Source organism: Desulfurivibrio modestus, assembly GCF_044068625.1.
Taxonomy (GTDB): Bacteria; Desulfobacterota; Desulfobulbia; order Desulfobulbales; family Desulfurivibrionaceae; genus Desulfurivibrio.
Map to the genome: position 1 here is coordinate 18,315 of NZ_JBIPKH010000021.1, position 19,727 is coordinate 38,041.

Sequence of the window (19,727 nt, forward strand, 5' to 3'; positions counted from 1 at the left end):
AACTAGTCAGGGGATGACAAACGCGGAACAAGATATCGCATCCGAAGGCATCGGGGCAAGGGCTGCGCTCAGCGCCGTTGTCCCCTGTTATCGTTGTGTCAAGACCATCGGTCGGGCAGTCAACTCGATTTTCCGGCAGACCTTGAGGCCGCTTGAGGTGATCCTGGTTGAAGATGGCAGTGGTGATGCCACTTTGGCTGAGCTGGAAAAGCTGAGAGACTCCTATCCGGATGGATGGATCAAGGTTATTGCCTTACCGCGTAACGCCGGTCCGGCCACAGCCCGCAATCTGGGCTGGGATGCCGCCACCCAGCCCTATATCGCCTTTCTTGATGCCGACGACACCTGGCATCCATGGAAGGTTGCAATCCAGTATGAATGGATGCGGCAACATCCGGAGGCCGCGCTTACCGGTCATCTCTGTCGTCAAATTAAAGAGGGCGACAAGGAAGGATCAAACGATGATTTCCAGGGGAAGGAGGCCCACTTTGCCCCTTTATCCAGGTGGCGTTTGCTGCTGGGCAGTTGCTTTTCTACTCCCTCTGTTATGCTGCGCCGCGATCTTCCCGTCCGTTTCGCCGGGGGCAAGCGCTACGCCGAGGACTACTTGCTGTGGTTGGAGATTGCCTGGGGGGGGGGTGGCGTTTATCTCTGTGATTGGGCTCTGGCCAACCTCTATAAAGCCCCCTACGGAGAAGATGGGCTGTCGGCGGAGCTTTGGCTGATGGAGCAGGGTGAGTTGCATGCTTATTGGACCATTTACCGCAAGGGATTTATTGGAACCACGACCTACTGGGGGTTGAGGGCTTGGTCGCTGCTTCGATTCGGGCGGCGTTTGATTAAAACAAAGAGATTGAAATGAAACCTGCTGGGATCGCTAAAACAACCCTGTCTTCAGGGAGCAAAATCTACATCGCCGGCCATCGCGGCATGGTGGGCTCGGCTCTGGTGCGGCGGCTGCGGGCCGGTGGTTATAGCAACCTGCTGACCCGCGACCGGCGGGAGCTGGACCTGCTTGAGCAGGCGGCGGTTTTCGCTTTTCTGGCAGCGGAAAAGCCGGACTATATCTTCCTGGCCGCCGCCAAGGTCGGCGGCATTCAGGCCAACAACACCCTCCGGGCCGATTTTATCTATCAGAATCTGCAGATTCAGAACAACATCATCCATGGCGCCTTGCGGGCCGGCCTGAAAGATCTCTGTTTCCTGGGGTCCAGCTGCATCTATCCCCGCGACTGTCCCCAGCCGATCAAGGAGGAGTATCTGCTCACCGGTCCCCTGGAGCAGACCAACGAACCTTACGCCATTGCCAAGATCGCCGGGATCAAGCTTTGCGAGGCCTGCAACCGCCAGTACGGCACCCGTTTTGTTTCGGTGATGCCCACCAACCTTTACGGCCCCAACGATAATTATGATCTGGCAAGCAGCCACGTGCTGCCGGCCCTGATCCGCAAGGTCCATGAAGCCAGGGAGCAAAACGCCGCCGAGTACGTGGTTTGGGGCACCGGCAAACCCCGACGGGAATTTCTCTATGTGGACGATATGGCCGATGCCTGCGTTTTTTTAATGGAGCAGGGAATCCACGACGGCCTGTACAATATCGGGGTCGGCAGCGATGTTACCATTGGGGAGCTGGCCGCAACCGTGATGGCGGTGGTGGGATTCCAGGGCAGGATTGTTTTCGATACAAGCAAGCCCGACGGGACTCCCCGCAAGCTGCTGGATGTCTCGCGCCTGCGACAGTTGGGGTGGCAGGCCCGGACTCCCCTGCGGGAGGGGATCGCCAAGGCCTATGCCGCCTATCTGGCCACCCGCAACTGAACAACCCTCAACCAAAAAGAGTTAAACCATGCCTAAAACCGCACTTATCACCGGGATCACCGGCCAGGACGGCGCCTATCTGGCCGAATTTCTCCTGGCCAAGGGGTATATCGTCCATGGCCTCAAGCGCCGGACCAGTCTGTTCAATACCGACCGGATCGACCACCTTTACCAGGATCCCCACGAGCCCGAGCGCCGCTTTATTCTCCATCACGGTGACATGACCGATTCCTCCAGCCTGATCCGGATTATTCAGCATACCCAGCCCGATGAGATCTACAATCTGGCCGCCCAGAGCCATGTGGCGGTGAGTTTTGAGGAGCCGGAATATACCGCCGACTCCGATGCTTTGGGGGCCCTGCGGATTCTGGAGGCGATCCGGATTCTGGGGCTGACCGCCAAAACCCGCTACTATCAGGCCAGTACCAGCGAACTCTATGGCCTGGTCCAGGAGGTGCCCCAGAAGGAGACCACCCCCTTTTACCCCCGCAGCCCCTACGCGGTGGCCAAGCTCTACGCTTACTGGATCACGGTGAACTATCGTGAAGCCTATGGGATCTATGCCTGCAACGGCATCCTCTTCAACCACGAATCGCCGGTGCGGGGCGAGACCTTCGTCACCCGCAAGATCACCCGGGCCCTGCCTCGGATCAAGCTGGGCCTGCAGGATTGCCTCTACCTGGGCAACCTGGACGCCAAGCGCGATTGGGGGCATGCCAAAGACTATGTGGAGATGCAGTGGCTGATGTTGCAGCAGGAGCAGCCGGAAGATTTCGTCATTGCCAGCGGGGTTCAATACAGCGTTCGGGACTTTGTCAACGCCGCGGCCGGGGAACTGGGGATGGAGATCGAGTGGTGGGGAGAGGGGGTGGCGGAGCAGGGCTACTGGACCGAGCGGCCGGAGCGGCCCATTGTGGCCGTCGATCCCCGCTACTTTCGCCCCACCGAGGTGGAGACCCTGCTGGGCGATCCCACCAAGGCCCGGGAAAAGCTCGGCTGGACCCCGAAAATCTCCTTCGCCGAACTGGTGGCGGAGATGGTGCGGGCGGATCTCTCCTGCGCCCAGCGGGACGAACTGGTCAAGGGCCATGGCTATAAGACCATGAATTATCATGAATAAATGGGGCAGCGTCAAGGTTTGAAAGTGGGGTGGTTGCTTCCGCGGACACTCCCATGGGCATGGTGGTAATGATGAAAAAAATTGCCTTCGTTGTCTCGAGCCCGATGACTGCCGTCAGTTTTTTGAATGGTCACTTTCGGGCGTTGTCGGAGTTCTATCGTATCGATTTGATAGCCGATTTTAAGGATGAAATTTGCGGTGATGATTTTAAGGTCAGCTCCACCATACGGGTAAATATCAGAAGGGATATAAGCCCGATTGCCGACCTGCTGGCATTGGCCGCTTTGATCAAGATATTTGTCACGGGGGGTTATGACGCGGTGCATACTGTTACGCCCAAAGCCGGCTTGCTTGGCATGCTGGCGGCCTGGATAGCGCGGGTGCCGGTGCGGCATCATACCTTTACCGGGCAGGTTTGGGTGACCCGCGCCGGCTTGATGAGGCAAATCCTTCGTTTGTTGGATAAGGTAATTTTTTTTTGCTCGACCGGAGTTCTGGTCGACAGCCCTTCCCAGCGTGCTTTTCTGGTTTCAGAAAAGGTTGTCTCCCTGGAAGGGTCGTTGGTTCTTGCCAAGGGGTCAATCTCCGGTGTAGATGTGGGCAGGTTTTTCCCCAACCCGGCACTAAGGGCCAGGGTAAGGGAACAGTATGCTGTTAATGACGGTGAAATTTTGTTTCTATTTCTCGGCCGAATTAATAAAGACAAAGGTGTCCCGGAGTTGATCGCGGCTTTTCGCGGTATTTATGAAGAGTTCCCCCATGCCAAGCTGATGCTGGTCGGGCCGGATGAGCAGGGGATATTGGCAGAGGAGGGCTTGCTTGCCCCCATCGAAGATCGCTTGCTCAGGGTAGATTATACGCGTGAACCGGAGGCATTTTTCAACGCCGCGGATCTGTTTTGTTTGCCCAGTCATCGTGAGGGCTTCGGCACGGTGGTGATCGAAGCGGCAGCTTGCGGAATTCCGAGTATCGCCTCTAATATTTACGGCTTGTCGGATGCCGTGGAAGATGGGGTGACCGGGCTCCTGCACGAGGCATGTTCGGTTGGGGAATTGCGTAAAGCCATGGCCAGAATGATTGTAGACCAACCACTTAGGGAGCGGTTGGGGAGAAGGGCTCTGGAGCGGGTTCGCAAGGATTTTGCTTCTGAGGTGGTGGAAAAAGCCATGGTTGCATTTTATCAATCATCTCTTGCGGAAACAAAGGGGCCTTGTTGATGCCGGCCAAGCGGCTGTTTGATCTCCTTTTGGCCCTGCCGGCCCTGATCCTGTTGGCTCCCGTGCTGCTGGTGATCGCGGTGCTGGTGCGGCTCCGGCTGGGGGCTCCGGTCTTTTTCGCCCAGACCAGGCCGGGGCAGGGGGGCAAGCCATTTACGATGGTAAAGTTTCGTACCATGGTTGATCTGCGGGATGAAAAAGACGAACCGTTGCCCGATGAGCGGCGGCTGCCTCCCTTTGGCCGCTGGCTGCGGGCCACCAGTCTCGACGAGCTGCCGGAGCTGTGGAACGTACTCAAGGGCGAGATGAGTCTGGTGGGGCCCCGGCCCCTGCTGATGGAGTATCTGCCCCTCTACAGCCAGGAGCAATTCCGCCGCCATGAGGTGCCCCCGGGCATCACCGGCTGGGCCCAGGTCAACGGCCGCAACGCCTTGGACTGGGAGGAAAGATTTGCCATGGATCTCTGGTATGTGGATAATCGGTCACTGTGGCTGGATCTGAAGATTTTGTGGCTGACCCTGCTCCGGGGGTTTTCCGGTCATGGGGTCAGTGCCGCCGGGCATGCCACCATGCCCAAATTTAGCGGCAACCGGAAAGATAGTGGTGACAGTGATGATTGAAGGTGGCATAACGGTGATCGGGGCGGGGGGGCATGCCAAGGTGGTGGTGGCCACGGCTCTGGCCGCCGGGATGGTGGTGGACGCCATCTATGATGACAATCCCGCCCTGGTGGGCGGCTCCCTGCTTGGGGTGCCGATCCGGGGTCGGATCGCTGACCTGCAACCGCTGGCCGGCCGGGCCCTGATCCTGGCCATCGGCGATAATGCCACCCGATGCCGGTTGGCGGCGCGGCTGGCCGGCGCTGAGTGGGCCACCGTGGTCCATCCCCGGGCCACGGTGCATGGGTCGGTCCGGTTGGGGCCGGGGTGCATGGTTTTTGCCGGGGCGGTGATCCAACCCGATAGTCGGGTGGGAGCCCATGTGATTGTCAATACCGGCGCGGTTGTCGATCATGATTGCCGGATCGGTGATTTCGCCCATCTGGCTCCGCGTTCGGCCCTGGCCGGGAACGTGCGGATCGGGACCGGCTGCCTGGTGGGTATCGGGGGGGTGGTGGCTCCGGGCGTGGGCCTTGGTGACTGGAGTGTTTTGGGGGCCGGCGGAGTGGCGATAGCTGAAGTCGGCTCCCATCTGGTTGCCAGTGGGGTGCCGGCCCGGCCCCACGCCGATAATAAAAGTTAGATTATTACAACTTGCCATTATGCGACAACTTACCCGCTTAAATTTTTGGCTGGTGCTGGCCGGGGATATCGTCCTGATTACCGCCGCCCACCTGCTGGCCTACGCCATTCGTTTCGATTTTGCCTTGAGTTCCACCGAGTGGAACAGGGTGATAGTAGTGCTGCCGCTGCTGCTGCCGGTAAAGCTGGCGGTCTTCTACTGGTTCGGGCTTTACCGGGGGATGTGGCGCTATACCGGGCTGACCGACCTGCTCAATATCGCCAAGGCCTGCGTGGTCACCGGTTTGCTGGCCCTGACCGTCCTGCTCTTCCTCTATCGCTTCGAAGGCTTTTCCCGCTCGGTCTTTCTGCTGGACCCGGTTTTGACCTTCCTGCTGGTGGCGGGCCTGCGGGTGGGGTTGCGCCTCTTTTACCAGCGGATCCAGGGGCAGCGCCTCTTTGACAATTCCGAAAAGCTGCCCAGCCGGCGGCGCAAACCCCTGCTGATCATCGGGGCCGGGGATGCCGGGGAGAAGATCGCCCGGGAGATCTTCGACAACCGCAATCTGCCCTACCGGGTGGTGGGGTTCATTGATGACCATCCCGGCAAGATCGGCCAGCAGATTCACGGGATTCCCATCCTGGGGCCCATTGTCGACCTGGGGGAATTTGTGGTCCGGACCGGGGCCCGGGAGCTGCTGATCGCGGTGCCTTCGGCCGGGCGCGACCAGATGGGGCGGATCGTCGAGATCTGCCGGGAGTCCGGGGTCCCCTTCAAAACCCTGCCCAGCCTGGGGGAGTTGATCAGCGATCGGGTTTCGATCCGCAATATCCGGGAGGTTTCCTATCGGGATCTCCTGGGTCGGCCGCCGGTGCGGCTGGAGATGGAGCGGATCGAGGAGATCCTGGCGGGCCGGACGGTGTTGGTCACCGGGGCCGGTGGCTCCATCGGCTCGGAACTCTGCCGCCAGATTATCCGCTTCCAGCCGAGTAAGCTGATCCTGTTGGATGCCGGCGAACACAATCTCTACCAGGTGGAGATGGAGCTGCTCCATGAGCATAATTTCCGCGATTACGTCACCGTGCTGGGCAAGGTCCAGGACCGGGAACTGCTGGAGCCGCTTTTCGCCCAGTATCGGCCGGCGGTGGTTTTCCATGCCGCCGCCTACAAGCATGTACCCATGGTGGAGCGCAACCCCTGGGAGGGGGTTTACAACAATATCTTCGCCAGCAAACGTTTGATGGAGGCCTCGGTGCGGCACGGGGTGGAGCGTTTTATCCTGATCTCCACCGACAAGGCGGTGCGGCCCACCAATGTGATGGGGGCCAGTAAGCGGCTCACCGAGATCATCATGCAAAGCTACTGCGGCGGTGGGGAGTCGGCGGGGAAGACCCGTTTCATGGCGGTGCGCTTCGGTAACGTGTTGGGCTCGTCGGGCTCGGTGATCCCGCTGTTCAAGCGGCAGATCGAGCTGGGAGGGCCGGTCACCGTCACCCATCCCGAGATGACCCGCTATTTCATGTCCATCGAGGAGGCGGCCCAGTTGATTTTGCAGGCCGCCACCATGGGGGAGGGCGGCGAGCTTTTCATCCTGGAGATGGGCACTCCGGTGCGGATCGCCCAGATGGCCCGGGATCTGATCCGGCTCTGCGGCAAGGAGCCGGACAGCGAGATCGAGCTCAGGTACACCGGGCTCAGGCCGGGGGAAAAGATGTATGAAGAGCTGATCACCGAGGGGGAGGGGATTGTCCCCACCGGCCATGAGAAGATCATGGTCCTGCGGGGCCGCTGCGTTGATCCCGCCGGCCTGCGGGCCCCCCTGCAGCGCTTAAAAGCCCTGGCCGCCGCCCATGACGGCCAGGGGATCAAGGCGGAGCTTAAAGCGCTGATCCCCGAATACGTTCCCCAGGAGAATGCCGCGGTTCTGAAACCTAACTGAAGGTGGCCAGGCTGCGCGCTTTGACGGCCTGGCGGGCCCCCTCCATGGCTTCGATCACCAGGGAGCCGCCGCGGACCGGGGGGATGTCGGTGCCCATGATCAGATCCACCACCTCGGCGGCCGGGACCTTTTCCAGGCCGGTGCCCAGCAGATACCCATCGCTCTCATCGTGATCATTGGCCCAGCGGATCAGGCCGGCACCCGCCAGTTGGCCGGCCACCTGGTTGATGATCTCCTCCGGCTGTCCCAACTCCTCGGCCATGGCCTCGGGGGCGGTGGTTTTGCGGGACCTGAAATTACGGTGAATGATATCCAGCACCGCAAAGGCCAGGGTCAGCCGGATGACCGGCGAGATCTCCCGGTCGCTCAGCCGGTAGGTGTGGCGGGCCTGCACCGCGAAGGCCATCTCGGCGCCGGAGAGAAAGATGATCCAGCAGACCTGCAGCCAGATCAGAAACAACGGCAGGGTGGCAAAGGAGCCGTAGATCGCGTTGTAGCGGGCCACCCCGATCTGCAGCTTGAGATAAATCCCCTGGACCACCAGCCAGGCTATGGCGCCGAACAGGCCCCCGATCAGGGCCGGGGTGGTTTTCACCCGGGTATTGGGCAGGAAGCGGTAGAGGATGGTGAAGGTCAGGGTGAGCAGCAGCAGGGGCATCAGTCCCAGGAGAAACTCCTCGGTTCCCCCCACGGGCAGAAAAATGAAGAAGCGTTGGCGCAGGGTTTCGCTTTGCAGGGTGGCTTCGGTGGCAAAGGTCAGGTTGATCGCCAGGGGCAGCAGCACCATCAGGGCCAGGTAGTCCATCACCCGGCGGCCCATGGGGCGGCTGGTTTCGGTATGCCAGATGGCGTTCATCGACCGTTCGATACTGCCCAGGACCACCACCACCGCCACCACCAGGCCGATCACCCCGAAGGCCCCCAAAGTGGCAAAATCGGTGCGATCGACATAGTCGAAGATCTGGTCGATGGCCTGGCGCAGGTGGGTGGCGCTGCCCAAGGCCTGGCCCGGTTCCGCCGTCGCCTGTTCGCTCTTCTCCGGAGCCGCCGCCGGCTCTTTTTCCAGGGGTGGAATCTCCCAGAGGGTGGTGGCGGATTCCATCTGGTCGATGAAGCGGTGGGCCGCTTGCCGCATCTGATCGCCGGCCCCCAGGCCCTTGAGGACGGCGGTGCCCAGGGCCAGGGTGGGGACCAGGGAGAGCATGATGGTGAAGGTCAGGGCGGCGGCCCGCAGGGGGATGCGATCCCGGTCGAACTCCCGGATAAAGATCATGATTACCCGCAGCAGATCACGCGCTCCCCGCTGCCAGACCGATTCTTCGGTTTGGTGAGGGCGCCAGATCCAGTCGCGCCCGGCCTCCACCAGCTGCTTGAGCCGGGCTTGGGGGGCGGCGGCACGGGGTTGGCTCATATCGCCGCCCGGCCTCTTTCGCCGGTGCGGACCCGGATAACCTCTTCCACCGGCAAAACGAAGATCTTGCCGTCGCCGACCTTACCGGTATTGGCGGCATTCCGGATGCACTCCACCACCTCCTCCACCCGTTCGGCCTCCACGATGATCTCCAGCTTGACCTTGGGGATGAAGTCCACCACATACTCCGAGCCCCGGTAGATCTCGGTGTGGCCCCGCTGGCGGCCATAGCCCTTGACCTCGGAGAGGGTCATCCCCTTGAGACCCAGTTGGTTCAGGGCTTCCTTGACTTCATCCAGGCGAAAGGGCTTGATGATCGCTTCAATTTTCTTCATGGGTCACCTTCAGTTTAATTAAACCAGTAACGGTCGAAGGAGATGGTGTCGATGGGCGGTTGGGGGTGATGGCGATCCAGCCACTCCCGCAGGTCGCGCAGCATCTCGCCCCGGGCCAGGGAGTAACGTTGCAGGGTGTTGCGATCCTGGCCGCGGTAAAAACGGTAGATGGTCTCCCGCAGGGCTGGCTCCAGCAGGGGGGGCGGCTCCTCCCCCGGGGCCAGCTGCAGGATCAGGCTCAGATCGACATGGACAAAATTGGGGTGGTTGGGGTCGGGTTGATCCTGGGGCGAGATGAAAAAGCCATGCAATTGCAGGCGCAGGCGTTGGGCCTCGGGGATGGCGGGGGTTGCCGCCGCCGGGGCGGGGGGCGGCGGCACCGGTGGCGCCGGGGTCAGCTCCTCCGGAAAGAGCGGTTCGGTGGGCGACCGCAGTTCCCCCACCCCGAAGGGATCGGCGGGGAGGGCGATCTCCAGGGGCCGGGACGGTCGGCTCAGCAGGGTTGCCAGCCCGATGAGCAGGAGCAGGGCCAGCAGGCCGCCGCCCAGCATGACTTTGCGGGGGACCGGCAGGGTGGATAATTTGCGCCCCCAGCGGCGGGGCAGGGTGGGCAGGGCGGTGAGCCAGGGCGGCAAAGAGAGGCGCAGAAGGGGGCGACTCTCCCCGCCGGCGTCGTCTTCCCCCTCTTTGTGAAAGGGGTCTTCCTCCGCCGCTGGGGAGTCCCCCTTTTCGTCGGCAAAGTCGAAAAGGAACTCCTCCTCATCCGCCGGGGCGGCACCACCGTTCTCCTCGGCCTGAAAGGCCGATTCCCAGTCATCTCCCCACTCGGTGCCCAGCTTGTCGATAACCTCCTTGGTGGGCGGCGGCGATGGCGAGGGCTGACCGGAGTCGTCGGGGCGTTTCTCCTGGGACATGGTGGCTTAAAGTTTAACTGCCGAAGATTTTCTGGAGTTTTTCGCCCAGAACTTCAGCGGTGAAGGGCTTGACCACATACTGGCTTACCTTGGCCTTGACCGCCAGGATGATGTTGTCCTGCTGGGCTTCGGCGGTAACCATGATAAAGGGGGTGTCGGCCATGTTGGGATCGGCGCGCACCGCCTTGAGCAGGTCCAGGCCGGTCATTTTGGGCATGTTCCAGTCGGAAACGATCAGGTCCACCTTCTCCGTCTTGAGCATGTTGAGGGCGGTGCTGCCGTCATCGGCTTCAATGATGTTCTTGAAACCGAGCTGGGTCAGGATGTTTTTGACGATGCGCCGCATGGTCGCGAAATCGTCCACCACCAGGATTTTCATATTGGGATTTGCTGCCATATCTCCTCCGGCCAATGCGGTTTTTGGGGATAGTTCCGCGCTTGCTGTCCATTTTGCAGGACGCCATTGCCCCGGCAAAAAATCCAATATATTGAGAACCAGGAGAAACCACAAGGGGAAATAGTCCCCCCTTTACGCCTCCAGCTGTTTTTTCAGCTTGCCGCGCAGGCGCAGCATCGCCTTGCTGTGCATCTGGGAGATGCGGGATTCGGTGTAGCCCAGCACCTCGCCGATCTCCCGCATGGTCAGCTCCTCATTGTAGTAGAGGGCGACGGTGAGTTTCTCCTTCTCCGGCAGCTCGTTGATCGCCCGGGCCAGTAGTTCCCGGGTCTCCCCCAGGTTGAGGGCCGCCACCGGGTCGCGGTCATCGCCGGCAAAGATTTCCGTTACGTCGCCCTCCACCTCGTCGGGTGCTTTTTGCCGCAGGTAGTCGATATCGAGGAAGGTGACCGACTTGGTCTCATCCAGCAGACGGTGCAATTCCTCCAGGCTGATGCCCAGGCCCGCCGCCGTCTCCTCGTCGCTGGCCGGCCGGCCCAGTTTGGCCTCCAGCTCGCCGCAGATCCGCTCCAGTTCGGAGATCTTGCGACGAATGGAGCGGGGCACCCAGTCCAGGGCCCGCAGTTCGTCCAGCATGGCCCCTTTGATCCGGAATTCGGCGTAGGTTTTAAACTGGACGTTTTTGGCCGGTTCAAACTTGTTGATGGCGTCGATCAGGCCGACGATCCCACAACTGATCAGGTCGTCCACCGCCACCTGGGGCGGCAGCCGGCTGGCCAGCCGGTTGGCGATATATTTAATGAGGGGGGTGTAGGTCAGGATCAACTCATCCCGCCGGGCCGGATCCAGCGGTTCGGGCCGGCTGAAGTAAGCGTTGGTGTAGTCCCTGATTTTATTTGGCGTTTTCGGCATTGCCGCAGATCCTCGCCAGAGATGTTCCCGCATCTTAACTTCGTCTCCTCGCCCCGCCAGGCTTGATTATACCCGAAAAAGCCCCTGCCAGAAGAATTTTATGTTGCCGTCGTCCCGGCGGCGGGGGGGCTCCTTGGCCAGGCTTTCCGCCAGGCGGACAAAGGTGCGGGAGGAGGGGGCATCGGGAAAGAGGTCGCTGACCAGGCGCTGGCCGCGGACGGCCAGGGGCAGTTTGCTGTCGTGGGGGATATGGCCGATATAATCCAGCGACAGGGTGTCCAGAAAACGGTCCACCACCATGCTCAGTTTGCGGTAGACCGCCAGGGCCTCCTTTTCCGAGCGGGCCTGGTTGACCAGGCAGCGAAAACTCTTGATGTCGTGGCGGCTGCTCAGCACCTTGATCAGGGCGTAGGCATCGGTGAGGGAGGTGGGCTCCGGGGTGAGGACCACCACCCGCTCCTGGGCCGCCAGATTGAAATAGATCACGTTATTGTTGATCCCGGCGGCGGTGTCGATCAGCAGAATGTCGACCTCCGCCTCCAGGGCTTCCATCTCGGAGAGAAAGTAGAGGCGCTGGCTTTCACTGAGATCGGCCAGCTCCATGATTCCCGAACTGGCGGGCAGGATTCTGATCCCGGCCGGACCCTCGATCAGAATCTCCCGCAGCTCCTTTTCGCCGGTGAAGACGTGGTGGAGGTTGAACTTGGGAGTCAGCCCCAGCAGAATATCGACGTTGGCCAGATTGAGGTCGGCATCCAGGACCAGCACCCGTAAACCGCGCCGGGCCAGGTTGTAGGCCAGGTTGGTGACGATATTGCTTTTGCCCACCCCGCCCTTGCCGCTGGTGATGGAGATCACCCGGGGCGGATTGGGGCCGCCGCCTCCCTGGGGCCGTTGGGCCCTGGCCGGTTGGCGCATCATTTTTTCAAGTGTTTGTGCTTGGGTCATTAGCCTGTTTCCGGTTTATGGTTTTATTGCAGCCAGCCCGCGGCCTGATTGACGCTTTGCTGGCTGGTCATGGCCGCGTCCCAGCCCCGGCCAAACAGGGTTTTCAAAAAATCCTTGGAGGCGGGCAGGAAATCTTCCGGCACCTTCTGGCCGGTGCAGAGGCAGGCGATGGGCAGTTCGGCCCGGGCCATCTGCTGGCAAAGGGCGGCATAGGCGCGGGTTTCATCAAGCTTGGTCAGGATCGCCGCCGGCACGCCCAAGGGCCGGTAAGCGGCGATGATATGGTTGATATCCTCTTTTTTGGCGGTGGCGCTCAAGACCAGGTAGGGCATAATTTCGGCGTGGGGCGAGAACCAGCGGTGCAGTTCCGGGATATGACCTTCATCGAAGGGGCTCTTGCCGGCGGTGTCGATGATGATCAGGTCCTTGTGGCGGTGCTTGTGCAGGGCCTTGGCCAGGTCCTGTTCCCGGAGGGCGACTTCACAGGGCAGCTGCATGATTCGGGCGTAGGTACGCAACTGTTCGGTGGCTCCGATCCGGTAACAGTCCATGGAGAGCAGGGTCACCGAGGCGTTTTCATGGAGGCTGAACCAGGCGGCGATCTTGGCGGCGGTGGTGGTTTTGCCCACCCCGGTGGGGCCCACCAGGGCGATCACCAGGGGGCCGGCGCCCCGCTGATCGAGATCAAGAGGCCGCACGTTAAGCTGTTCCAGGATCTGGTCACGCCAGGAGGCCACCTCCTCGGGGCGGGGCCGGCCGTTTTTGCCCTGGGGCGAAGGGGGCGCGGGAGAAGCCGGGCCGGAGGCGGCGGGACGACGGGGTGTCGGAGAAACCGACAGGGGGTCGGCTTCTTGACGCTCTCCGCGCCAGGTCCCGAAGCGTTGCTGGAGCAGGCGGGCCTCCCGGCTCAAGTTAACCCCGGCCGCCGGAGAATCATCCGGCGGCGGAGCCGCCTGGGCCCGGGGAGCCGGCTGGCAGGGCTTGCGCAGAGCAGGCCTGGCCGGCGGAGCTACAGCCTGGCCGGCGGTGATCGTCTCCTCCAGATCAAAATCCACCGCCGCCACCACCTCGACCCAGGAGGCGGTCCGGCCATAGCCGGCCGCGCCGCTTGCCGGTCGGACGGTGCGGGTGGAGAGGATGACCGCCTCGCTGCCCAGCTCCTCCTTGACCAGGGCCAGGGCACTCTTGGTGTTGGGAGCCTCAAAGCGCTTTACTTTCATGGCGTCTGTTTACCGTTACCTTTTGGGGTTGATCTCCACCGTCCCCAGGGATCTGATCCTGGTCTGGGTGGTGACCTCGTTGTGCGATAGCACCATCACCTGGGGCATGAACCGTTCCAGCAGGCGGCGGAGGTGGCGGCGAACGGCGGGTGAGGTCAGAATGATCGGCTGATACCCTTCGCCGGCCACCCGATCGGCGGCCTGCTGGATCTGTTCAAGCAAATGCTGTGCCAGATTGGGCTCCAGGTTGAGGAAAACTCCCTGATCGGTCTGTTGCAATGATTCGCGGATCAGATCCTCGGTTTTGGGGGCCATGGTCAGCACCGCCAGCGCGCCCTCCTCGTCCAGATAGGCGCCGGTGATGGAGCGGGCCAGTTTCTGGCGCACGAACTCGGTGAGCAGGTCGGGATCCTTGCTGCGGCCGGCATGGTCGGCCAGGGTCTCGCAGATGGTAAGCAGATCGCGCAAGGAGACCCGCTCCCGCAGCAGGTTCTGCAACACCTTCTGCAGCCCTCCCAGGGGCAGGAGGCCGGGCACCAGCTCCTCCACCACCTTGGGGTGGGTTTTGGCCAGGTTGTCCAGCAGCTTCTGGGTGTCCTGGCGGCCCAGCAGTTCATCGGCGTGGCCGCGCAGCACCTCGGTGAGGTGGGTGGCGATGACGGTGGCGGGATCAACCACGGTGTAGCCGGCCACCTGGGCCTCTTCGCGCTTATCTTCGCTGATCCAGGTGGCGGGCAACTGGAAGGCCGGTTCGGTGGTGGGAATCCCCTCGATCTCCCGTTTGGCCGCCCCGGAATCCATGGCCATCAGGTGGCCCATCATCACCTCGCCCCGGGCCACCTCCACCCCCTTGAGCTGGAGGACATACTCGTCGGGTTTCAGTTGCAGGTTGTCGCGGACATGGAGCGGCGGCACCAGAATGCCAATATCGATGGCGAACTGGCGGCGGATGGCCCGAATCCGTTCCAGCAGGTCGCCCTGCTGGTTCTCATCCACCAGGGGAATCAGGCCGTAGCCCACCTCCAGCTCCAGGATATCCAGGGGCAACAACGCTTCCACCGCCTCCGGCGAGCCGGGGTCGGGGGCGGCGGCCTTCTGCTGCTCCTTCTCTTCGGCCGCCAGGTCCCTGGCTTCGCCGGCGGAGCGCTGGTAGGCCAGCCAGGCCATGCCGCCCATCATGCTGCCCAGCAGCAGGAAGGGCAGGGTGGGCAGGCCCGGCACCAGGCCCAGCATCATGATGATCCCCGAGGAGACCGCCAGGGCCTGGGGCTGCATCCCGAACTGACGGGCGAACTCCTTGCCCATGCTCTGCTCCGAGGCGGCCCGGCTGACGATGATACCGGTGGAGGTGGAGATCACCAGGGCGGGGATCTGATTGACCAGGCCGTCGCCGATGGTCAGCAGGGTATAGGTGGTGGCGGCATCCCCGGCGCTCATCTTGTTCATGAACACCCCGATCAGCAGGCCGCCGATGACGTTGATCGCCATGATCACCAGGCTGGCCACCGCCTCGCCGCGGACGAACTTGCTGGCGCCGTCCATGGCCCCGTAGAACTCCGACTGCTGGGAGATCTCCTTGCGGCGGGCCTTGGCCTCCTGCTCGTTGATCAGGCCGGCGTTGAGGTCGGCGTCAATGGCCATCTGCTTGCCGGGCATGGCATCCAGGGTGAAACGGGCCGCCACCTCGGCGATCCGGCCCGCGCCCTTGGTGATGACGATGAAGTTGATCAGGACCATGATCAGGAAGATGATCAAACCCACCGCGAAATTGCCCCCCACCACGAAGTCGCCGAAGGACTGGATCACCTGGCCCACCGAGCCGGGCCCCTCGTGGCCCTGGAGCAGAATCAGCCGGGTGGAGGCGATGTTCAGCGACAACCGGAAGAGGGTGGTGACCAGCAGGACGGCGGGGAAGGAGGAGAACTGGAGGGGGTTGCTGTTGTACATGGAGATCAGCAGGATCAGCAGCCCCATGGTGATGTTCAGGGTCAGCAGCAGATCCAGAATGAAGGTGGGCAGGGGCAGGATCATCACCGCCAGGATGGAGACCACGCCCAGGGCCACCACCATGCTGGGCGCTTCCGCGCCGATGCTTTTGAGGCTGATGCCCGCCGCCTTCTCTTCCGCCATGATCCGTTATTTCCTCAAGTTGTAAACGTAGGCCAGCACTTCCGCCACCGCCTGGAACAGGTTTTCCGGGATACTATCGCCGATCTCCACCGTCTTGTAGAGGGCCTGGGCCAGGGGCTTGTCCTCCACCACCGGCACCTGGTGCTCCTTGGCCAGCTCCTTGATTTTCTGGGCGATCACTCCGGCCCCCTTGGCCAGCACCTGGGGGGCCTTCATGCTCAGGGGGTCATACTTGATGGCGACGGCCAGGTGGGTGGGGTTGGTGATCACCACATCCGCCTTGGGCACCTCGCTCATCATCCGTTTACGGGCCATCTCCAGCTGGATCGACCTGATCCGCCCCTTGACGTGGGGATCGCCCTCGCTCTGCTTGCTCTCATCCTTCAGATCCTGCTTGGTCATCTTCATCTTCTCGATGAACTGCCAGCGTTGGAAGGCGTAATCGGCGGCGGCGATCAGGGCGATCACCACGGCGCACTTCAAAAAGATCCAGAAGGCCGTTTCCGCCATGAACATCATGATCGGATAGGGGGCCTTGTCCATCAGGGGCATGATCTCCGAGGTCGCGTTCCGCACCTCGCTGAACGCGATATAGCCCACCAGGCCCAGTTTGGCCAGCGACTTGAGGAAGTTGGCCATGGCCTGCTTGGAGAAAAGGCGTCCGAACCCCTTGAGCGGGTCGATCTTTTCCAGCTTGGGGGTGATCTTCTCGGTGGTGAACAACACCCCCACCTGGAAATAGTTGGCCAGCAGGGCCACCAGGAAGACGGTGAGCATCAGCGGCCAGAGCAGGGCCAGCATGATCAGCATCGCCTGCCGCGAGATGGCGCTCATGTTGCCCGGAGTGAGCGCGATATCGTGGAGATTGCTGAAGTAGAACTGCATCATCCCGGTGAGCTGGCCGAACATCCGCTCCCCGATGAAATAGAGCAGGATCACCCCCGCCAGCAGGACCGCCGCCGAGGGCACCTCCATGCTCTTGGCGACATCCCCCTTCTTGCGGGCCTCCAGCAGCCGCCGTTGGGTGGGTTGTTCGGTTTTCTCCTGTCCCGATTGCTCTTCCGCCATCTTTTAACCCAGTCCGGCTCCTATTCGCGGCAGTAATCTGCCCAGCATCTCGAAACGGGCCACCATCAGCGGCGCCAGATAGCCCATGGAGAGGCCGGCAAACATCAACCCCAGGGCGATATTCAGCGGCATCCCCACGATCAGGATCGGAATCTGGGGCACGGTCTTGGCGATGATCCCCATCCCCACGTGGGAGCAGAAAACCGCCACGCTGGCCGGAGCCATGATCATCACCGCCAGCACGAACATCTGGGCCGCGCCGCTCATCATCCCCTCGTAGGTGAGCTGGCTGATCCGGCCCAGTTCGCCCGGCCCCACCCACTGGTAGCTCTGGACCATGGCCGCGAAAAAGAGGTGATGGCCGTCGATGGCCAGAAAGATCAGGATGGCGGCGATATTCCAGAGCATCCCCACCGGTGAGACCTGATTGCCGAACTGGGGATCCATCACCCCGGCCATCCCCATCCCCATCTGCACCCCCACCACCTGGCCGGCGGTTTCCACCGCCGCAAAGACGAAGCGGACAAAGAGGGCCAGGATGGCGACAAAGAGCAGTTCCATGGTCACAAAGAGGCCCAACCCCACCGGGGTTTGGGGCAGATCGGCGCTATTGAGCGGCACCATGGGGGCCAGCACCAGCGAGGTCATCAGCACCAGCAGGATCTTGACCTGGGGGGGGACCCCCCGGGAGCCCAGCACCGGCATCAGGAAGAGCAGGGGGCCGACCCGGACCATCACCATCAGCACCCGCATGATGTGGTCGATGGTCCAGTTGAGCAGGGTCGCGTCAACCATCGCTCACCTCAGCGCACCAGGGTTGGAATGGCGACGATCAGGTTATGGGTGTAGTCGACCATCAGGGAGATCATCCAGCCCGAGAGGAAGAGGACGGTGAGCAGGACCGCGAAAATCTTGGGCACGAAGGTCAGGGTCATCTCCTGGATCTGGGTGACCGCCTGGAAGAGGGCGATGGTCAGCCCCACCGCCATTCCCACCCCCAGGATCGGCCCGGCCAGCAGCAGGGTTATCTTCACCGCGTTCTGGATCAACACCACCACATCCGCCGGAGTCATGGCCGCTCCTCCCTAGACGCCGAAGCTCCGCACCAGTGAACCGACGATGAGATACCAGCCGTCCACCAGGACAAAGAGCAGAATTTTAAAGGGCAGCGCCACCATGATCGGCGGCAGCATCATCATCCCCATGGAGAGCAGCACGCTGGCCACCACCATGTCGATGATCAGAAAGGGGAGAAAAAGGATGAAACCGATGGTAAAGGCGGTTTTCAGCTCGCTGATCATAAAGGCCGGAATCAGCACGAAGGTGGAGACATCGTCCTTGTTCTGGGGCCGGGGTGATTTGGCCAGCCCCAGAAAAAGTTCCAGGTCTTTCTCCCGGGTCTGTTTGAACATGAACTCGCGGATGGGGACGGCGGCGGTGCGCAGGGCCTCTTCCGCCCCCACCTCCTCGGCCATGTAGGGGGTCACCGCCGTTTCATTGATCTGCACGAAAACCGGGGTCATGATGAAGGCGGTCAGGAAAAGGGCCAGGCCGACCAGCACCTGATTGGGCGGCATCTGCTGGGTGCCGATGGCGTTGCGCAGGAAGGAGAAGACCACGATCAGCCGGGTGAAGCAGGTCATCATCAGCAGGATGGCCGGGGCCATGGAGAGGACGGTGAAGATCAGGAGCAGTTCGATCAGCACCGAAACCTGGCGGGGGCTGGTGGCCTCTTCGATGCCGATGCTCAGGGTGGGCAGCGGCACGGGCTGGGCTGGGGCCAGGGCGGGCAGGGCCAGCAGAACCGCCAGCAGGGCCAGGCCGGCGAGCCCCCCGGGGGCGCCCGGGATTGCCGGCCGGGAGCTTATTAAGGAATTCAACGGATTTTTCACCCTGGTTTACTCCTGTCGTCCGCCGGGTCGCTGTTGCAGGATCCCGGCCATCACCCCGGCAAAACCGGCCCTGGCGGCATGGTCACCGCCCTCGGCTTTCTGCAGGGTCCGGCGAATCAGCTCCTGGTTGTCCAGGGGGCTGAGCAAGTTGATCTGCTGTTCGCTGACCCCCAGCAGGAAATACTGATCGGCGGCTGAGACCACCGCCAGGTATCTTTTGGGACCCAAGGGGCGGGTTTCGATCACCTTGAGCAGGCCGCCGGGGCCGGCGGCCCCCTGGTGCAGCCCCATTTTGCGCAGGATGGCGGCAATAAAAAGCATCAGGCCGATGATCAGCACCAGCACCCCGAAGGCCTTGAGCATCAGGAGGAAGGGAGAGAAGGGCTCCCCCCCGGCCCCCAGGGGGCCGCCGGTTTCGGCCCAGGCCGGCAGGGCTGCCAGCAGCAGGCCCCCGAGGATCAGGCTGGGAGTGGTTTTATTCCTCATGCTGTCAGCCTATGTTCTTGATCCGGTCGGCCTGGCTGATGATCTCCGTTACCCGGATGCCAAAGCGTTCGTTGACCACCACCACCTCGCCTTTGCCCATCAGTTTGCGGTTGACGAAGATCTCCACCGGGGCGCCGGCGGCCTTGTCCAGCTCAATCACCGACCCCTGGGTGAGCTGCAACAACTTGTTGATGATCAGGCTGGTACGGCCCAGCTCGGCGGTGACCTCCAGGGGAACATCCAGCAGGAAATCCAGATTCTGGCTGCCGGTCTGGCTGCCGGTCTGGCTGCCGCTGGGCCCCGCTCCCGCCAGCTCCTCGAAGCTGGGGGCGTCATCGCCCTGTTCGGCCAGGGCGGCGCTCCAGTCGTCGCCGGCATCTGCCGTTGCCTGGGTGACTTTTTCGTCGTCGGCCATGGTTTTTCTCCTTCCTGTCTGGGGACGCCCGGCTTGGGAGCCGGTTAGTCCCGATTGGGGTCCAGAACTTTTTTCTTGATCAAAACGGCGTTGTTGCCCCGATGGACGCCGGGGGTGGCCATGTACTTACGGGTTCCGCTGACGAAAACCGGCAACTGCTCGCTGGTGCGGCGTTCCAGCTGAATGGTGTCGCCCACCGCCAGGTTGATGATCTCGGCGGCCGGGACCTTGGTCTTGCCCAGCTCCACCCGGATATCCACCTCCACGTTTTTGATATTTTCGAT

22 protein-coding genes are annotated in these 19,727 nt (G+C 62.0%); 7 read left to right on the top strand and 15 right to left on the bottom strand.

Going from position 1 to position 19,727, the window contains the following annotated elements; all coding sequences use genetic code 11:
- The first annotated feature begins 13 nt into the window (after positions 1 to 13).
- From ACHHRT_RS11410 to ACHHRT_RS11440, 7 genes are read left to right on the top strand one after another with little or no spacing between them, the layout of a single operon-like run.
- Complete coding sequence (locus ACHHRT_RS11410) at positions 14 to 862, top strand: glycosyltransferase family 2 protein (RefSeq protein WP_395499899.1); 849 nt, start codon at positions 14 to 16, stop codon at positions 860 to 862.
- Positions 859 to 1,818, top strand: a complete 960-nt coding sequence (locus ACHHRT_RS11415; RefSeq protein WP_395499900.1) for a GDP-L-fucose synthase family protein — start codon at positions 859 to 861, stop codon at positions 1,816 to 1,818. The genes ACHHRT_RS11410 and ACHHRT_RS11415 overlap by 4 nt, the downstream gene beginning before the upstream one ends.
- A 28-nt stretch (positions 1,819 to 1,846) precedes the next feature.
- Positions 1,847 to 2,938: a GDP-mannose 4,6-dehydratase gene (gene gmd / locus ACHHRT_RS11420; protein ID WP_395499901.1), complete on the top strand. Its 1,092-nt coding sequence runs from the start codon at positions 1,847 to 1,849 to the stop codon at positions 2,936 to 2,938.
- Positions 2,939 to 2,991: 53 nt separating this feature from the next.
- On the top strand, positions 2,992 to 4,155 hold the full coding sequence (locus ACHHRT_RS11425; protein WP_395499902.1) for a glycosyltransferase: 1,164 nt from the start codon (positions 2,992 to 2,994) through the stop codon (positions 4,153 to 4,155).
- Positions 4,155 to 4,775, top strand: coding sequence for a sugar transferase (locus tag ACHHRT_RS11430; protein WP_395499903.1), 621 nt, complete (start codon positions 4,155 to 4,157; stop codon positions 4,773 to 4,775). Before ACHHRT_RS11425 ends, ACHHRT_RS11430 begins: the two co-directional genes overlap by 1 nt.
- Positions 4,768 to 5,397: an acetyltransferase gene (locus ACHHRT_RS11435; RefSeq protein ID WP_395499904.1), complete on the top strand. Its 630-nt coding sequence runs from the start codon at positions 4,768 to 4,770 to the stop codon at positions 5,395 to 5,397. The genes ACHHRT_RS11430 and ACHHRT_RS11435 overlap by 8 nt, the downstream gene beginning before the upstream one ends.
- A gap of 19 nt (positions 5,398 to 5,416) precedes the next feature.
- A complete protein-coding gene (locus ACHHRT_RS11440) occupies positions 5,417 to 7,315 on the top strand; it encodes a polysaccharide biosynthesis protein (RefSeq protein ID WP_395499905.1) in 1,899 nt (632 codons plus the stop codon).
- Here the strand turns inward: ACHHRT_RS11440 and ACHHRT_RS11445 are convergent.
- The 15 genes from ACHHRT_RS11445 to ACHHRT_RS11515 form a co-directional block, all read right to left on the bottom strand.
- Positions 7,308 to 8,726, bottom strand: a complete 1,419-nt coding sequence (locus tag ACHHRT_RS11445) for a YihY/virulence factor BrkB family protein (RefSeq protein WP_395499906.1) — start codon at positions 8,724 to 8,726, stop codon at positions 7,308 to 7,310. The two genes, ACHHRT_RS11440 and ACHHRT_RS11445, sit on opposite strands and share 8 nt — an antisense overlap.
- The gene (locus ACHHRT_RS11450; RefSeq protein ID WP_395499907.1) at positions 8,723 to 9,061 is read right to left on the bottom strand and encodes a P-II family nitrogen regulator; all 339 of its coding nucleotides are present in this window, start codon (positions 9,059 to 9,061) and stop codon (positions 8,723 to 8,725) included. Before ACHHRT_RS11450 ends, ACHHRT_RS11445 begins: the two co-directional genes overlap by 4 nt.
- 14 nt (positions 9,062 to 9,075) lie before the next feature.
- Entirely contained in the window at positions 9,076 to 9,975 is a 900-nt protein-coding gene (locus ACHHRT_RS11455) for a hypothetical protein (RefSeq protein ID WP_395499908.1), read from the bottom strand.
- Between the two features lie 13 nt (positions 9,976 to 9,988).
- Positions 9,989 to 10,372 carry a response regulator gene (locus tag ACHHRT_RS11460; RefSeq protein WP_395499909.1) on the bottom strand — a complete coding sequence of 128 codons (384 nt, stop codon included), beginning with the start codon at positions 10,370 to 10,372 and terminating at the stop codon, positions 9,989 to 9,991.
- Positions 10,373 to 10,504: 132 nt separating this feature from the next.
- Positions 10,505 to 11,284, bottom strand: coding sequence for a sigma-70 family RNA polymerase sigma factor (locus tag ACHHRT_RS11465; RefSeq protein WP_395499910.1), 780 nt, complete (start codon positions 11,282 to 11,284; stop codon positions 10,505 to 10,507).
- Positions 11,285 to 11,350: 66 nt separating this feature from the next.
- On the bottom strand, positions 11,351 to 12,232 hold the full coding sequence (locus ACHHRT_RS11470; protein ID WP_395499911.1) for a MinD/ParA family protein: 882 nt from the start codon (positions 12,230 to 12,232) through the stop codon (positions 11,351 to 11,353).
- Between the two features lie 23 nt (positions 12,233 to 12,255).
- Positions 12,256 to 13,452: a flagellar biosynthesis protein FlhF gene (locus tag ACHHRT_RS11475; protein WP_395499912.1), complete on the bottom strand. Its 1,197-nt coding sequence runs from the start codon at positions 13,450 to 13,452 to the stop codon at positions 12,256 to 12,258.
- A 15-nt stretch (positions 13,453 to 13,467) separates the two neighbouring features.
- Positions 13,468 to 15,582, bottom strand: coding sequence for a flagellar biosynthesis protein FlhA (gene flhA, locus ACHHRT_RS11480; RefSeq protein WP_395499913.1), 2,115 nt, complete (start codon positions 15,580 to 15,582; stop codon positions 13,468 to 13,470).
- 6 nt (positions 15,583 to 15,588) lie between these two features.
- Positions 15,589 to 16,650 carry a flagellar biosynthesis protein FlhB gene (gene flhB / locus ACHHRT_RS11485; protein WP_395499914.1) on the bottom strand — a complete coding sequence of 354 codons (1,062 nt, stop codon included), beginning with the start codon at positions 16,648 to 16,650 and terminating at the stop codon, positions 15,589 to 15,591.
- A 3-nt stretch (positions 16,651 to 16,653) separates the two neighbouring features.
- Positions 16,654 to 17,445, bottom strand: a complete 792-nt coding sequence (locus tag ACHHRT_RS11490; RefSeq protein ID WP_395499915.1) for a flagellar biosynthetic protein FliR — start codon at positions 17,443 to 17,445, stop codon at positions 16,654 to 16,656.
- An 8-nt stretch (positions 17,446 to 17,453) separates the two neighbouring features.
- Positions 17,454 to 17,723, bottom strand: a complete 270-nt coding sequence (gene fliQ, locus ACHHRT_RS11495) for a flagellar biosynthesis protein FliQ (RefSeq protein ID WP_395499916.1) — start codon at positions 17,721 to 17,723, stop codon at positions 17,454 to 17,456.
- Between the two features lie 12 nt (positions 17,724 to 17,735).
- Positions 17,736 to 18,500, bottom strand: coding sequence for a flagellar type III secretion system pore protein FliP (gene fliP, locus ACHHRT_RS11500; protein WP_395499921.1), 765 nt, complete (start codon positions 18,498 to 18,500; stop codon positions 17,736 to 17,738).
- Between the two features lie 48 nt (positions 18,501 to 18,548).
- Complete coding sequence (gene fliO / locus ACHHRT_RS11505; RefSeq protein WP_395499917.1) at positions 18,549 to 19,028, bottom strand: flagellar biosynthetic protein FliO; 480 nt, start codon at positions 19,026 to 19,028, stop codon at positions 18,549 to 18,551.
- Between the two features lie 4 nt (positions 19,029 to 19,032).
- Positions 19,033 to 19,443: a flagellar motor switch protein FliN gene (gene fliN, locus ACHHRT_RS11510; protein WP_395499918.1), complete on the bottom strand. Its 411-nt coding sequence runs from the start codon at positions 19,441 to 19,443 to the stop codon at positions 19,033 to 19,035.
- Positions 19,444 to 19,487: 44 nt separating this feature from the next.
- Positions 19,488 to 19,727: FliM/FliN family flagellar motor switch protein (locus ACHHRT_RS11515; RefSeq protein ID WP_395499919.1), on the bottom strand; the 240-nt coding region annotated here is incomplete at its 5' end.